The following is a 13,153-nucleotide window of genomic DNA, read 5'->3' on the forward strand; positions in this document are numbered from 1 at the left end:
GTTAGCGGGGACTTTGATCTCCAGATCCTCCGCTAACTTCATGATCGACCGGTAGAGGCGGGTGGGGCGGGTGGGGCGAGTTGGGGGGTTGGTGGGGGTGTTGGTGGTTAGAGTTGGTTCGTGGGATTTGAGCGAATTTTGGGGGTGTTGGGGCGGCGGGGAGTTGTTGGGCTCGCCGTTGCGGCGCTGCTCGGCGTGGCCGCGTACACCGGGTGGGTGCTGACGCCCGCACCCGGGGCGGCACCGGTCGCCCGGCCAGCCGAGGTGCCAGCCGCACCGACGGTGGCGGCGATGCCGGCTACTGAGGCCGATACCGCGGCCGAGACCGTGCCGCCGGCCGCGCCAGCGCCGAAGGGCCTGCCGAAAATCGACTACGGCTTGGCACCGGCCGGCTTTCCCGATGACCCGGACATCCTGGACACCACCCCGCCGACCCGGGGGCTACACCCGACCCGCCGGCTCGCCGCCTACGACGCGCCCGGCGGCCGGCCGCTGGCCTTCCTGATGCCGACCATCAGCGGGGTGGAGCTGACCGTGCCGATCGCACAGCGCGAGGCCGGCTGGACGGCGGTGCTGCTTCCCTCGGCCAACCGCAAGCTGGCCTGGCTGCCGCCCGGCGGCTTCAGCACGGTGGCCCTGCGCGACCAGATCGTGGTGGAGCGCGTGCCATACCGGCTCACCTGGTTCCGCGACGGGGTCGCCAAGCGCTCGTGGCAGGTCAGCCTGGGCCGGCGCGGTCAGGAGACCCCGCTCGGCCGGACCTTCATCCTGGGTCGCACCCCGCCGCCGCAGCGCGTCTACGGCGGGGTGGACATCTTCGCGCTCGGCTCGGTGCCCGACGACCCCGACTCCGTACCGACCGGCCTGCGCGGTGCGCACATCGGCATCCACACCTGGTACCACGACGGCGAGCTGGGCAAGAAGACCACCAACGGCTGCATCCGGCTGACCCCGAGCGGTCAGCGGTTGCTGCTGACGGAACTGCGCGAGGGCACCCCGGTGGTCGTCGTCGACAAGCTGCCCAGCCCACCCCCGGCCGCCTGAGCCGGTTCCAGCTGGCATCGCCCTGCCGACCCGCCCGGATGCCCGAAATTGGTCCGGCGACCATCCAGCCGTAAGCCGGAGGTAAGCAATCGCGGCCTACTGTCCTGGGACCCGGTACCCCGGTTTGCCGTACCCACGCAGAACCACCGGAACCGCGCGTCACCCGTACGGCAGAAGGAGTCCCGGTGTTCAGCCACACCGCCCACGAGAGCGCCGCCCCCGGCGACGTGTTGATCGTCACGGGCGGGGTCGGCGCCGGCCACGACGGCGCCGCAGCCGAGCTACGCGCCCGGCTGGAACGGGCCGGCCTCCAGGTGGCGGTACGCGACTTCCTCGACGCCGTACCCTCGCCCTGCCGGCTGGCCCTGCGCGACGGCTACACCGGCAGCGTCCGGCACGCACCGAACCTGTTCGAGTGGGTGTTCCAGGGCATCGAACGCGGCAACTGGGTACATCGGGCCGTCGACGGGATGTGCCGTCTCGCGCAGCGACAGATCAGCCGCTGGGCGGCGGGATATCCGGTCGTGGTGTCCACCTACCCCCTGGCCAGCCAGTCGCTGGGCCAACTGCGCGGCACCGGACGGTTGACCGCCACGGTCGTCACGTACCTCACCGATCCGGCCGTGCACCGCCTCTGGGTGCATCCCGACGTCGACCACCACCTGACGGTGACCGAGGCGACCGCCGCGATGGGTACCCGCGAGTTCGGCGTGCCGATGCGCGCCGTCGGCGGCCTGGTGTCCCCGGCGTTCGAGCAGGTCCACACCGCGGCACGACGGGTCGCGATCCGCCGGTCGATAGGCCTGCCGGTCGACCGACGGGTGGCGCTGCTGGTGGCCGGCTCGGAGGGCATGGGCGAGGTGATACCCACCGTCGACGCGATCGTGGCGTCCGGGGTCGCCGACGTGCTGGTCCTCTGCGGACGCAACGAGCGACTCCGCGACCAGTTGTCCGGCCGGGACCGGGTCGTGGCGCTCGGTTGGCGCTCCGACGTGGCCAGCCTGATGGCGGCAGCGGACGTGCTGGTGCACAACGCGGGCGGGCTGTCGCTGACCGAGGCGCTCACGGCCGGCCTGCCGGCGGTGACGTTCCGGCCGATCCCCGCCCACGGCCGCGCCAACGCCGAGGTGCTCGCCCACGCCGGTCTGGTGCCCTGGCCGAAGACCGACACGGAACTCGCGGCCGCCATCGTCATGCAGTGCGAGGCCGGCCGACAGGGCCGCCAGTCGGTGCTACGCCACCAGGACGCCAGCCAGTTCGTCCGGTCACTGGTCGACCGGAGCGAAGCCCCGGCGCTGCCGGACGTACCAGGTCACCACCGCAGGGCCGAGACGGCATCCTCACGAGTGGCGGCCTGAGCGAGCGACGGCGCCGATCCGCTCGACGTGCTGGCGGGCCGGCTCGACGCTCGGGTCGACGACCGGCACCGTGCCGTCCAGCAAATCCTGCTCGACCGGCCACTCTTCGTCAGGCGGGTCAGGTCGGCCGCCGCAGTCGACCACGAGTCTCAGTCAAAGAGCCTGATCCACCAAGTCGCAGAGGAGGTATCCCGTGCCTGACCTGAGCGGCGCCAGCGTCAAGCAGAACACCCTCGGCAACTGACGCCGGAGCCACACGTGGGGTTCCGTGGGGTCGACGCGTACCGGCTTGTCTTGGTGTGTCGCGCCCGGGAGCCAACTCTCCTCGCAAGCGTGATGTCACACAGACATATTTATTTCTGTGTGACATCACCCTCCGGAGGACACATTCGCCCCGGCGGATGGGGCCACAGGCCGTTGACCGATGAGCGACCGAGGACTGATGGAACTCGGATGGTCCGGTACGGTCGCACCGAACACGCTCGATGCCCACGGGTGGCGGAGTCGGGGAGAGCGCCTCTCGGGCAGCAAGGAATCCACTTGATCGCATCGGCGGCTACGTCGGAACCAGCAGTTGACACCCACCGCGACGTGTCGTGGCGGCCGGTGCTCGTGGCGGGTGGGGCGTTGGGGCTGTTCGCCTTCGTCGGCGACGAACTGCCCGGCACCGTTGGTCAAGTGATCCTTACGCTGACCAGCACCGGCTTCGCATGGGGTGCGGCGGCGTTGCTGGCTGGCTACGCCTCGGCACACCGTCGGGCGGCTCTGGTCAACGCCACCGCTGTCCTGGTTCTCGCTACGGTCGCCTACTACGGACTCATCCTCGTGGACGGACGGCGCTGGCGGTTTGGCGAGTTGGAGGACGGCAGCTCGTTTGCCGCCCTGGCGTCAGTGGGCAGAGCCACGGCCTTCTGGCTCGTCGCGTCCGTTGTCGCGGGCGTGTCGCTGGGCCTGCTGGGGTCGTTCATCCGGCGCGGGACGCGGATTCAGGCATCGATCGCGGCCGGGGCGGCGCTTGGGCTGCTTGCCGGCGAAGGGCTACATTTCCTGACGATCTTCCGAGCCTGGGATGCCCTGGAAGGCTTCTACCTGGGGCGCGTCATTTCGGCAGGGGTGAGCGTCATGCTCGCCACGCTGGGGGCGGCTGTTGTCCTCGGGCACCGCAGGGCGGAGAAGTCATGGCCAATCTTCGTCGCCACGTCCGTCGTCGCCGGTGCGACGGGACTTCTGCTATGGAGCCAGATCGACGCGATCAGGATGGGGCTGTGACCGTGCGTCACTGATGACCGCCTGCTGACCCGGCCGGATCCCTCGGCCCATTGATATCAAGATCAGCGATACTTGATATCATCTCGGTGGCACCGCGCTGAACTGGGGGACCACCGATGGCCAGGACGATCCTCGATGTCGATGACGAACTGCTCGCCGAGGCCGCCAAGATCTTCGGCACGACCACGAAGAAGGCGACGGTCAACGCGGCGCTGAGGGCCGCTGTCGACCGGGAGAAGCGGCGCGAGTTCGCCGACTGGCTCAAGAGCGGTGGCCTGCCGGATCTCACCGGTCACGTCGACACAAAGCCGGACGCGGCGTGAGTCGAGAGCTGTACCTGCTCGACAAATCCGCTCTTGCCCGCTGGCCCAAACCAACCGTCGCGCCCGTGCTCGACGAACTGTCCGAGCGCGGCCTGCTGGCGGTGTGCGGAGCGATCGAAATCGAAGTCGTCCAGAGCGCCCGTACGGTCAAGGACGCCCAGCGCGCCCGCTGGCTGCTCGGCGGTTTCCACTGGCTTCCCATGCCGGACGAGGTCTGGGACCGGGCGATCGATGTTCAACTCCAGGCGCTACACAAGGGTAACCACCGGGCCCTCTCCATGGCTGACCTACTGATCAGCGCGACCGCCGAGCGGCAGGGGGCCACGGTCCTGCACTACGACGGCGACTACGACATGATCACTGCGATCACCGGCCAGCCAACCACCTGGGTCGTACCGGCCGGCACCGCAGATTGATCAACTGGCCCGGCTTCCGGGGCTGGCTTCGCCCGGTGACTCGGGCCACCTCGGCCCACGCCGGCCCGGAGTGCTAGGCGCTGGCGCCGGCGTAGGAGCGCAGCGAGCGCCGCCAGAGCAGCGTGGCCAGGAGGACCGCGCCGGCGGCCACGGCCGGGGCGAGCAGCAGCAGGTACGCGTCGAGTCGACCCAGCAGAGCCGCCGCCGGGTAGGTGGTCAGGAACGCGACCGGGACGACCGTGAGCACGGCCTGAGCGGGGTTGCGGTACATCTCCACCGGGAAACGGGACAGCTCGACGAAGGCGAAGGAGACCCGGCCGAGTTCCTCGCCGGCCACCAGCACCACCGCGAGCGCCATCAGCACCACGCTCAGGGCGTACATCAGGAGGACGGCGCAGGCCAGTAGCAGCAGGAACGAGGCCAGCGCGGCCGCCGACACGCCGCGGCCGGACAGCGCGACACCGACCACCGTCAGCGCCAGGCCGAGCATCGGGTCGAGCAGATTGTTGACCTTGAGGTGCCGCAGGCTCACCAGCAGTTGCGCGTCGAACGGCTTGGTGAGCAGGAAGTCGAGGGTCCCTCGCCGGACGTACTCGGTCATCCGCTCCAGGTTCGGCTGCAACAACGCCTGGCGCAGGCCGTTGAGGGCGAAGAACAGGCCGATGACCACGAGCACCTCGGGTTGCGTCCAGCCGGCCACGGTGCCGGTGAACCGGAAGTAGACCGATGCGCCGGCCGCCGCCCACAGCATCCAGAACATGCTCAACGCGAAGTTGGCGAGGAAGTTGAACCGGTACTCCATCTCGCCGGTCACCGCCGCCCGCCAGCAGATTCCCAGGATGCGCGCCTGGCGCGGCCAGGGGTTCATCCGGCCACCGCCTGGTAGCGGCGGACCCCGAACCGCCAGGCGACCCGGTACAGCAGTGCGAACGCCGCGAGCCAGCCGAGCCCGACGGCGAAGCCGTACGCCGACTGGTCTGCGTCGAGGCGGCCCATCAGCAGCTCCACCGGAAAGCCCATCGTGGTGCGGAACGGCAGCACCATCCCGGCCGTACGCAGCCAGTCGGGCATCAGGGCCAGTGGCGCGACCCATCCCGAGGCGAACGACCCCAGCCCCCACCACAGCAGCCAACCGTTGGTGGTCTGGGTGCTCCAGAACCCGATCAACGCGAAGGTCGACGCCATCAGCAGGCTGACCGCGTACGCCAGCACCAGCGCGGCGGCGACGGCGGCGAGCCGAAGCGGATCCGCCGAGTAGTTCAGTCCCGGCACCAGCCAGGCGGCGAGCACCAGGGCCGGCACCAGCACCACCAGGAACACCAGGCGCTGGCCGAGGTCGCTGGTGGCGTACTGGTGGAAGGGGTGCACCGGGCGCAACAGCCGCACGGACAGGTCGCCGCTGCGCATGTCCGCGTCCCACTGCCACACCACCCGGTCACCGGCGAGGTTCCAGAGCAGGGTGGCCGCCGCGTAGTAGGAGAGGAAGTCGCCGGCGGTCCAGCCGTCCGGCGGTCCGCCCTCGGCGACGACGGTGAGCCACACCGCCATCGTCAGCAACGGGAAGAACGCGGTGAGCAGCGACAGCACGATCCGCCCGCGGTAGGTCGCCGCCACCAGCGTGGCGCTGCGCACCAGCGAGGGATACGCGGGGAGCACGTCACGCATGGGCGAAGACGTTCCGGATGATCTCCTCCACCGGCGGGTCCTCGATCGCGACGTCCTCGACCGGCAGGGTGGTCAGCAGCCGGGCGGCGATCGCGGCGGTCTCGGCGCGTGGTACCGCCAGGGTCACCACCGCGCCGTCGATCGACGACACCTCACCCAGGCCGGCCCAGGTCTCCGCCGGCACGGCCTCGCGCACGGTGACCCGGACCAGCCGGTGCGGCGAATGGGCCTCGACCAGCTCGGCAAGGTCGCCATCGAAGCGCAGCGTGCCGTGGTCGATGACCAGCACCCGGCGGGCCAGCGCGGTCACGTCGCCCATGTAGTGGCTGGTCAGCAGGACGGTGGCCCCGTGCCGGGCGTTGTAGTCGCGCAGGAAGGTGCGTACCGCCGCCTGACCGTTGACGTCCAGGCCGAGCGTCGGCTCGTCGAGGAAGAGGACATCCGGTCGGTGCAGCAGGGCGCCGGCCAGCTCGCAGCGCATCCGCTCGCCGAGGCTGAGCACCCGGACCTGCTTGTGGAGCAACGGTTCAAGGTCCAGCAGGTCGACCAGTTCCTCCAGCGCCGACCGGTACGGCCCGGGGGCGATCCCGTAGATCGCCCGGTTCACTTCGAAGGCGTCGGCGGCGGGCAGGTCCCAGAACAGGGAGTTGCGCTGACCCATGACCAGCGAGATCCTGCGCAGGAAATCGGGTTCCCGGCGGTGCGGGGTGTGCCCGAGCACCCGTACGGTGCCGGCGGTGGGATGCAGCAGACCGGTCAGGCATTTCAACGTCGTCGTCTTGCCGGCGCCGTTGGGGCCGAGGAAACCGACCACCTCTCCCTCGGCGATGGAGAAGCTGACCCGGTCGACCGCCCGGACGGTGACGTGCTCACGCCGGACGAACGACCGGAGTGCGGCGCGCAGGCCGGGTTGCCGTCGGTGCACCCGATAGTGCTTCGCCAGTTCCCGCACCTCGATCACTTCGCGACCGTAACGAGCCGCACGGCATGATCGAAACCGAATTTCCGGCCGGCGAAACGGTTCACAAAACCCAACAGATGACTTCTGCCCCTGGCATGGGATGACGGTGCGGGGGTATCACCGACATATGAGGGCGAGTTTCCGGCTCGGTCGGATCGTGGGCGTACCTGTCGGGGTGAACTGGAGCGTCCTGGTCATCTTCGCGCTGATCTGGTGGGGGCTGTCGGCCAATCTGTTTCCGCGGTCGTACCCCGGCCAGTCGGCGATCGCGTACCTGCTGGCGGGCCTCGCGGCGGCGGTGGTCTTCTTCCTGGGCCTGCTCGCCCACGAGGTGTCCCACGCGGTCGTGGCCAAACGCAACGGGCTCGGGGTCGGGGGGATCACCCTCTGGCTCTTCGGCGGGGTCGCCGAGTTGAAGGGCGAGGCCCGGAGCCCGGGCGCGGAGCTGCGCATCGCCGGGATCGGGCCGCTGGTCAGCCTGGTCATCGGTGCCTTCTTCGGGGTGATCGCGATGCTGCTCAGCGTCGCCGGGGTGCACGGGCTGCTGCTCGGCGCGACGGCCTGGCTCGGCGGCATCAACCTGCTGCTGGCGATCTTCAACATTCTGCCGGCGGCGCCGCTGGACGGCGGTCGGCTGCTGCGCGCGGCGGTCTGGAAGGCGACCGGGGACCGGACCCGGGCATCGGTGGTGGCGGCCCGGGCCGGCTGGGTGCTCGGCGTGGTGCTGATCGGCCTGGGGCTCTGGCGGTTCCTGAGCGGCGCGGGCATCGGTGGGCTCTGGCTGGCGCTGATCGGTTGGTTCCTGATCGGCGCCGCCGGTCTGGAGGAGCGGCAGGCCCGGATGGGCAGCGCGCTGCGCGGGATCCGGGTCGCCGAGGTGATGACGCCGCAGCCGCAGACCGCCTCCAGTGAGATGACCGTCGCCGACTTCGTCGACAACTACCTGTTCGCGTACCGGCACACGGCGCTGCCGCTGACCGAGGACGGCCGGCCCGTCGGCCTGGTCACTCTCGACCGGGTACGCGGCGTGCCGAGCGACGAGCGGGCCAGCACCAGGCTCGAGGCGGTGGCCTGCCGGGCCGACGATCTGGTGCTCGCCTCCCCCGACGAGCAGCTGACCGACCTGCTGCCCCGGCTCAGCGAGTGTGCCGACGGCCGGGCTTTGGTGGTGACCGAGGGTCGCCTGGTCGGCATCGTCTCGCCGAGCGACATCAGCCGCGCCGTCCAACGTGGCCACCTCCGCAACCAACCCGCCCCCAACCGCTGAACCGCCGGCGAGACAGCCCGCGTGGTGGGTCACCGCGGGAAGAGGTGCTCCAACTCGTCGGTATGGAACTTGGCCTTGGGGTCCAGGCGGTGCAGGAGCGCCTCGAACTCGAGCCAGCGGGGATAGCTGGGGGCGATCGCGTCGCGGGTGAGCGTGAAGACCTTGCCCCAGTGGGGGCGGGGGGCGAAGGGGGCGAGGGCGCGTTCGACCTCGGCGACCACCGGCAGCACCGCCGAGGCGTCGGCGATCCAGGTGAAGTGCACCGCGAGACTGTCCCGGCCGTGGTTGGGGCTGAGCCACAGCTCGTCGGACGCGATCGTCCGTAGCTCGCTGGTCTGGGCCACCGGGGCGATCAGGTGCGCCACCTCGTCCAGCGCGGCCAGTGCGTCGGCGGCCACGGCCCGGGGCAGGTGGTACTCCGACTGCAACTCGTCGCCGCTGCTGGGGGTGAAGCCGAGCCGGAAGTGCGGCAGCCGCTCGTGCCAGGGGCCAACTGCACCGAGCTGCTCGGTGCAGTTGACCGTCGGCATGCCGGGCACCGGATGCCACGGCCGGTCGGCCGGCGTCGTACCGAGCCAGTCCGCCGGGGGCGCGGCCTGCTCCGCGAGCTGCTTGCGCCAGACCTGGGTGCCGCGGGTGGAACGCCAGTCGGTGAAGACACTGACGCTGTACGCCGAGGCGAACGCCGCGTCCAGCGCCGAGCGCGGCAGGTCCAGGCAGACGTACTGGCGGACGTCGAAGGTGGGCACCACGTCCAGGGTGAGCCGGGTGACGATGCCCAGCGCACCGAACGAGACGACCATCCCGGCGAAGTCGTCGGCGTCCCGGTCCACGGTGAGCAGTTCGCCGGCCGCGGTGACCAGTTCCAGGCCGGTGACCGCGGTGGCCAGGTTGCCGATCGCGTTGCCGGAGCCGTGGGTGCCGGTGGCGACCGCGCCGGCCATCGAGATGTGCGGCAGCGAGGCGAGGTTGGCCAGGGCGTACCCGCGCTCGTGCAGCCAGGTCGCCAGGTCCCCGTAGCGCATGGCGGCCGGCACGTCGACGGTCCGCCGCTCCTCGTCGAGGTGCACCGTTGCCGGCAGCCCGGCCAGGGTGACCAGGTCGCCGGTGGTGTCGCCGAGTCGGTTGAAGGAGTGCCCGCTGCCCACCGCCCGGATCCGGTCGCTGCCGGCGACCAGCTCGCGCAGCTCGTCCATCGACGACGGCCGGTGGTACGCCCGGGCGGCGTACTGCACGTTGCCCGCCCAGTTGCGGTGCGTCGGCACGAGGACCCCCTCTCCGCGCCGACGGTTACCGCCGGCTTCGTCGGGGAACCCTACGCCGATGAGCAGCTATCGTGATCCCGCCCCTCGCGGCGACATGTACCCCTCCGAGGAGGAGATGGACCCGACCGGCAGCGGCGTGGAGCCGGCGAGCGGTCCCGAGGCGTACCTCCGGTCCCAGCCCGGCCCGCAGCCGAGCCCGACGCCGGGTCCGGTGCCGACGCCGGCGCCCACGCCCGGCCCGCCGCCCCGGGCGGCTTGAGCGTCGCGGGCCGGGCGCGCGGGGCCCACGGTCGGCGTCAGAGCTGCCGCATCACCTCGGTGGCGACCAGGTCCAGGTGGTCCAGGTCGCTCAGGTCGAGCACCTGGAGGTAGATCCGCTGACTGCCGATCTCCGCGTACTGGCCGATCTTGTCGACGATCTCGGCGGGCGTACCGGCCAGGCCGTTCTCCCGCAACTCGTCCGGCTCCCGGCCGATCGCCGCGGCCCGGCGGGTCACCTCGGCTTCGTCCCGCCCGCAGCACAGCACCAGGGCGTTGGACCAGGTCAGCTCGGCAGGGTCGCGGCTGATCTCCCTGCAGGCCGCGCGGACCCGCTCGAACTGGGCGACCGACTCGTCGACCGAGGCGAACGGCAGGTTGAACTCGTCGGCGTACCGGGCGGCGAGCTGCGGCGTACGCTTCACGCCCCGACCGCCGAGCAGGATCGGCGGGTGGGGCCGCTGCACCGGCTTGGGCAGTGCCGGTGAGTCGCTGACCTGATAGTGGCGGCCGGCGAAGTCGAAAGTCTTTCCCCGCGGGGTCCGCCACAGGCCGGTGATCACGGCAAGCTGCTCGTCCAGCCGGTCGAACCGCTCCCCCAGCCCCGGGAACGGAATCCCGTACGCGCTGTGCTCGGCGTCGTACCAGCCGGTGCCGATACCCAGCTCGACCCGTCCGCCGCTCATCTGGTCGACCTGGGCGACGGTGATGGCCAGCGGGCCGGGCAGCCGGAACGTGGCGGCGGTCATCAGCGTGCCGAGCCGGATCGACCGGGTGTCGCGGGCCAGCCCGGCCAGGGTCGTCCACGCGTCGGTGGGGCCGGGTTCGCCGCTAACCGACCCCATCTTCAGGTAGTGGTCCGAGCGGAAGAAGGCGCCGAAGCCGGTCTCCTCGGCGCGGCGGGCCACGGCAAGCAGGTCGTCGTAGTCGGCGCCCTGCTGGGGTTCGGTGAAGATCCGCAGTTCCATGTGTCGAGCATAGAAAGCCGGCGGCGGCACCCGGCGGGCTTGTCCGGTGGATCTAGGGTGGGCCGGTGGACGAAACGGTCGTCGCCGTAGCGGGCCTGCACATCGCGTACGGCAGCGTGACGGTGGTGCGGGACGTCGGGTTCGACCTACCGGCGGGCGGCGCGCTCTGCCTGGTCGGCGAGAACGGTGCCGGCAAGTCCACCGTGCTGCGCTGCGTCACCGGTTTGGTCGAGCCGAGCACCGGCTCGGTGCGGGTGTTCGGGGCGTCGCCGGACGGCACGGCCGTGTTCTGGCGGCGGGTCGCCGCCACCGTCGAGCAACCCAGCTGGTACGCCGGGCTCACCGTCCGGGAGCACGTCGAGCTGGTTCGGCTGGCCGGCGGTGGCGATCCGGCCGACGGCCGGGTCGACGAGCTGCTCACCGTGCTAGGCCTGAGTGACCTCGGTGACGGCACCCCGGACCGGCTTTCCTCGGGTGAACGGCAGCGCCTGCTGCTGGCCGCCGCGCTGGCCCGCCCGGTCGACCTGCTGGTGCTCGACGAGCCGGAGCAGCGGCTCGACGCGGCGATCCGGCCGGTGGTGGCCGGCCTGCTCGGCGACCATCTGGCCGGTGGCGGCAGCTTGCTGATGGCCAGCCACGACCCGGTCTTCGTAGCCGCCTTCGACTGCCCCGTCCTCCGGCTGCACTCCGACGCCCCGACGCCGGACGAGCCTTCCCGGACCGGTTCGCCCGTGCCCGACGGCCGCGGATGACCCGGGTCGCCGAGCCGCCGACCCGGCGAGAGTCCGCGCCACCGACCGCGCGCCAGCTGCGTCGCTGGGTCCGGCGCCGGCGCGCCGAACGGGGCCGGTCGCTCTCCTTGGAGACCGCGTACGTGCTGCTGCTGACGGTGGCCGTGGCGGTCGCGCTGGTCGGCCCGCGAGTCGGTCCCGCCCTCTGGCCGGAGCAGCCCGCGGCCGGGCCGGACCGGGCCGTGGTGCTGGTGCTGCTGGGCGCGTGCGCGGCCGGAGTGGTGCTGCTGCTGCGCCGGCTGGGCCCGCTGGTGCTCGGTCGCGACGAGTTGAGCTGGCTGTTGCCGGCACCGGTTTCCCGCCGTGGCCTGCTGCTGCCTGCGCTGGTCCGGGTGCTGATCGTCGGGGCGCTCGCGGGGACGGTGCTGGCGCTGGCCGGGGCCGCCCGCCTGGCGGCGCGGCCGCTCCCCGGGGCGGGCCTCGCCGGGTGGCTGGCCTTGGGCGCGGTCAGTGGCGTGCTGCTCGCGCTGCTCGCGGTGGCCGCGCAGCGGCGGCCGGCCCGCGAACGGGTGCTGGACGCGATGGTGCCCGCGGTCCTGGTGGCGCTGGGCGCGACGGCGCTGCTCGCCCGGCTGCACCCGCTGCCGGCCCCGCCCGTCGTCGCGGCGCCGCCGCCCGCGCTGGTCCTCGCCGCCGTCGCCACCGCAGCTGCGCTCACCGCCCTCGCCGTACGCGGTCTGGCGCGCCTGCCCGACGCCCGGCTGTACGAGCCGTCGATGACCGTCGGCAGCTACCTGGACGCGGCGTACGCGGTCGAGCCGTCGTTCGTCGCCGGCCTGCGCGAGCGGCGGTACTGGCGGCGCCGGGCGCTGCGGTCCCGGCCGTTGCGTCCCCGCGTCGGCCGGCTCGTGCCGTTGCAGCAGGACCTCTTGGTGCTGCGCCGGCGCGGCTGGCGACTGGTCTGGCTGCTGGCGGCGACGCCGCTGCCGGCGCTGCTCACCGCCGGCCCCGGCTGGCTGCCCGCGGCGACCCTGGTGGTGGGGGCGGGCACCGCCGCCGGGGTCACCCTCGACGCGCTGCGCCGCGACGCGGCTCACCCGACGCTGCTGCGGCTGCTCGGGTTGACCGGGCGGCGGGCGGTGGCGGTCCGGCTGGTCGTGCCGGCGGTGCTGGCCACCGCCTGGTCCGGGTTGGCCATGGCGGCGCTGGGCCTGCTCGGCGGCCTGCCACCGGGGCCATGGTGGGCGTTGGGGCTGGCGTTCGGTCCGACCGCCGCGATGACCGCCGTCCGGCGGGCCCAGGCGGGCCGGATCGACAACACCCTGCCGCCGGTCGACACGCCGATGGGCACCTTCGCGCCCGGCCCGGTGATGTGGCTGCTCAACGGCGCGGACGTGCTGCTGTTCGCGGCGCCCACCCTGGTGGCCCTGCTGGCAACCGCGCAGCCGGGCTGGTGGTGGGTCGGGCTCCAGGGCGCACTTTCCGTCGCCGGCGTACTGGCCTACCTGCACTTCGGAACGGACCGCCGCCGCCCCAAGGTGTGACCCGGCGTTCCGAACACGGCCAACGGGGACGGTCTCGCCATCACCGCAAGTTCTTGCATAACTTGCAGGAACCCTTGCTGTCAT

The 13,153-nt window shown here is 71.9% G+C and carries 14 protein-coding genes; 9 read left to right on the forward strand and 5 right to left on the reverse strand.

Annotation, left to right across the window (positions count from 1 at the left end; genetic code table 11):
- The first annotated feature begins 120 nt into the window (after nucleotides 1–120).
- The 5 genes from AB0M52_RS08490 to AB0M52_RS08510 all read left to right on the forward strand — a co-directional run bounded on the left by AB0M52_RS08490 (nucleotide 121) and on the right by AB0M52_RS08510 (nucleotide 4,410).
- Complete coding sequence (locus AB0M52_RS08490) at nucleotides 121–1,044, forward strand: L,D-transpeptidase family protein (protein WP_363950667.1); 924 nt, start codon at nucleotides 121–123, stop codon at nucleotides 1,042–1,044.
- A 185-nt stretch (nucleotides 1,045–1,229) separates the two neighbouring features.
- Complete coding sequence (locus AB0M52_RS08495; protein ID WP_363950669.1) at nucleotides 1,230–2,402, forward strand: glycosyltransferase; 1,173 nt, start codon at nucleotides 1,230–1,232, stop codon at nucleotides 2,400–2,402.
- 540 nt (nucleotides 2,403–2,942) lie between these two features.
- A complete protein-coding gene (locus AB0M52_RS08500) occupies nucleotides 2,943–3,671 on the forward strand; it encodes a DUF6518 family protein (protein ID WP_363950672.1) in 729 nt (242 codons plus the stop codon).
- A gap of 116 nt (nucleotides 3,672–3,787) precedes the next feature.
- On the forward strand, nucleotides 3,788–3,994 hold the full coding sequence (locus AB0M52_RS08505; protein ID WP_363950675.1) for a type II toxin-antitoxin system VapB family antitoxin: 207 nt from the start codon (nucleotides 3,788–3,790) through the stop codon (nucleotides 3,992–3,994).
- Nucleotides 3,991–4,410 (forward strand): PIN domain nuclease, encoded by a 420-nt coding sequence (locus AB0M52_RS08510; RefSeq protein ID WP_363950678.1) that lies wholly within the window; start codon nucleotides 3,991–3,993, stop codon nucleotides 4,408–4,410. Before AB0M52_RS08505 ends, AB0M52_RS08510 begins: the two co-directional genes overlap by 4 nt.
- Nucleotides 4,411–4,483: 73 nt before the next feature.
- On the opposite strand, the gene AB0M52_RS08515 is transcribed toward AB0M52_RS08510, so the two are convergent.
- From AB0M52_RS08515 to AB0M52_RS08525, 3 genes are read right to left on the reverse strand one after another with little or no spacing between them, the layout of a single operon-like run.
- Nucleotides 4,484–5,278, reverse strand: a complete 795-nt coding sequence (locus AB0M52_RS08515) for an ABC-2 family transporter protein (RefSeq protein WP_363950681.1) — start codon at nucleotides 5,276–5,278, stop codon at nucleotides 4,484–4,486.
- Nucleotides 5,275–6,075: an ABC-2 family transporter protein gene (locus AB0M52_RS08520; RefSeq protein ID WP_363950684.1), complete on the reverse strand. Its 801-nt coding sequence runs from the start codon at nucleotides 6,073–6,075 to the stop codon at nucleotides 5,275–5,277. Before AB0M52_RS08520 ends, AB0M52_RS08515 begins: the two co-directional genes overlap by 4 nt.
- Nucleotides 6,068–7,036, reverse strand: coding sequence for an ATP-binding cassette domain-containing protein (locus AB0M52_RS08525; RefSeq protein ID WP_363950687.1), 969 nt, complete (start codon nucleotides 7,034–7,036; stop codon nucleotides 6,068–6,070). Before AB0M52_RS08525 ends, AB0M52_RS08520 begins: the two co-directional genes overlap by 8 nt.
- A gap of 127 nt (nucleotides 7,037–7,163) precedes the next feature.
- Here AB0M52_RS08525 and AB0M52_RS08530 point away from each other — a divergent pair, with 127 nt between their 5' ends.
- Nucleotides 7,164–8,303: a site-2 protease family protein gene (locus tag AB0M52_RS08530; RefSeq protein WP_363950690.1), complete on the forward strand. Its 1,140-nt coding sequence runs from the start codon at nucleotides 7,164–7,166 to the stop codon at nucleotides 8,301–8,303.
- A gap of 29 nt (nucleotides 8,304–8,332) precedes the next feature.
- Here the strand turns inward: AB0M52_RS08530 and AB0M52_RS08535 are convergent, their stop codons facing one another.
- Complete coding sequence (locus AB0M52_RS08535) at nucleotides 8,333–9,568, reverse strand: FAD-binding protein (protein WP_363950693.1); 1,236 nt, start codon at nucleotides 9,566–9,568, stop codon at nucleotides 8,333–8,335.
- Between the two features lie 58 nt (nucleotides 9,569–9,626).
- Between AB0M52_RS08535 and AB0M52_RS08540 the strand changes: the two genes are divergently transcribed.
- Nucleotides 9,627–9,827 (forward strand): hypothetical protein, encoded by a 201-nt coding sequence (locus AB0M52_RS08540; protein WP_363950696.1) that lies wholly within the window; start codon nucleotides 9,627–9,629, stop codon nucleotides 9,825–9,827.
- 37 nt (nucleotides 9,828–9,864) lie between these two features.
- On the opposite strand, the gene AB0M52_RS08545 is transcribed toward AB0M52_RS08540, so the two are convergent.
- Nucleotides 9,865–10,794 (reverse strand): LLM class F420-dependent oxidoreductase, encoded by a 930-nt coding sequence (locus AB0M52_RS08545; protein WP_363950699.1) that lies wholly within the window; start codon nucleotides 10,792–10,794, stop codon nucleotides 9,865–9,867.
- Nucleotides 10,795–10,889: 95 nt separating this feature from the next.
- Between AB0M52_RS08545 and AB0M52_RS08550 the strand changes: the two genes are divergently transcribed.
- Nucleotides 10,890–11,546: an ATP-binding cassette domain-containing protein gene (locus tag AB0M52_RS08550; RefSeq protein ID WP_363950727.1), complete on the forward strand. Its 657-nt coding sequence runs from the start codon at nucleotides 10,890–10,892 to the stop codon at nucleotides 11,544–11,546.
- Nucleotides 11,543–13,069 (forward strand): DUF6297 family protein, encoded by a 1,527-nt coding sequence (locus tag AB0M52_RS08555; protein WP_363950701.1) that lies wholly within the window; start codon nucleotides 11,543–11,545, stop codon nucleotides 13,067–13,069. Before AB0M52_RS08550 ends, AB0M52_RS08555 begins: the two co-directional genes overlap by 4 nt.
- Nucleotides 13,070–13,153 lie beyond the last annotated feature (84 nt).

This window comes from Micromonospora sp. NPDC051296 (genome assembly GCF_040682255.1).
In the GTDB taxonomy this organism is placed as follows: Bacteria; Actinomycetota; Actinomycetes; order Mycobacteriales; family Micromonosporaceae; genus Micromonospora; species Micromonospora craterilacus.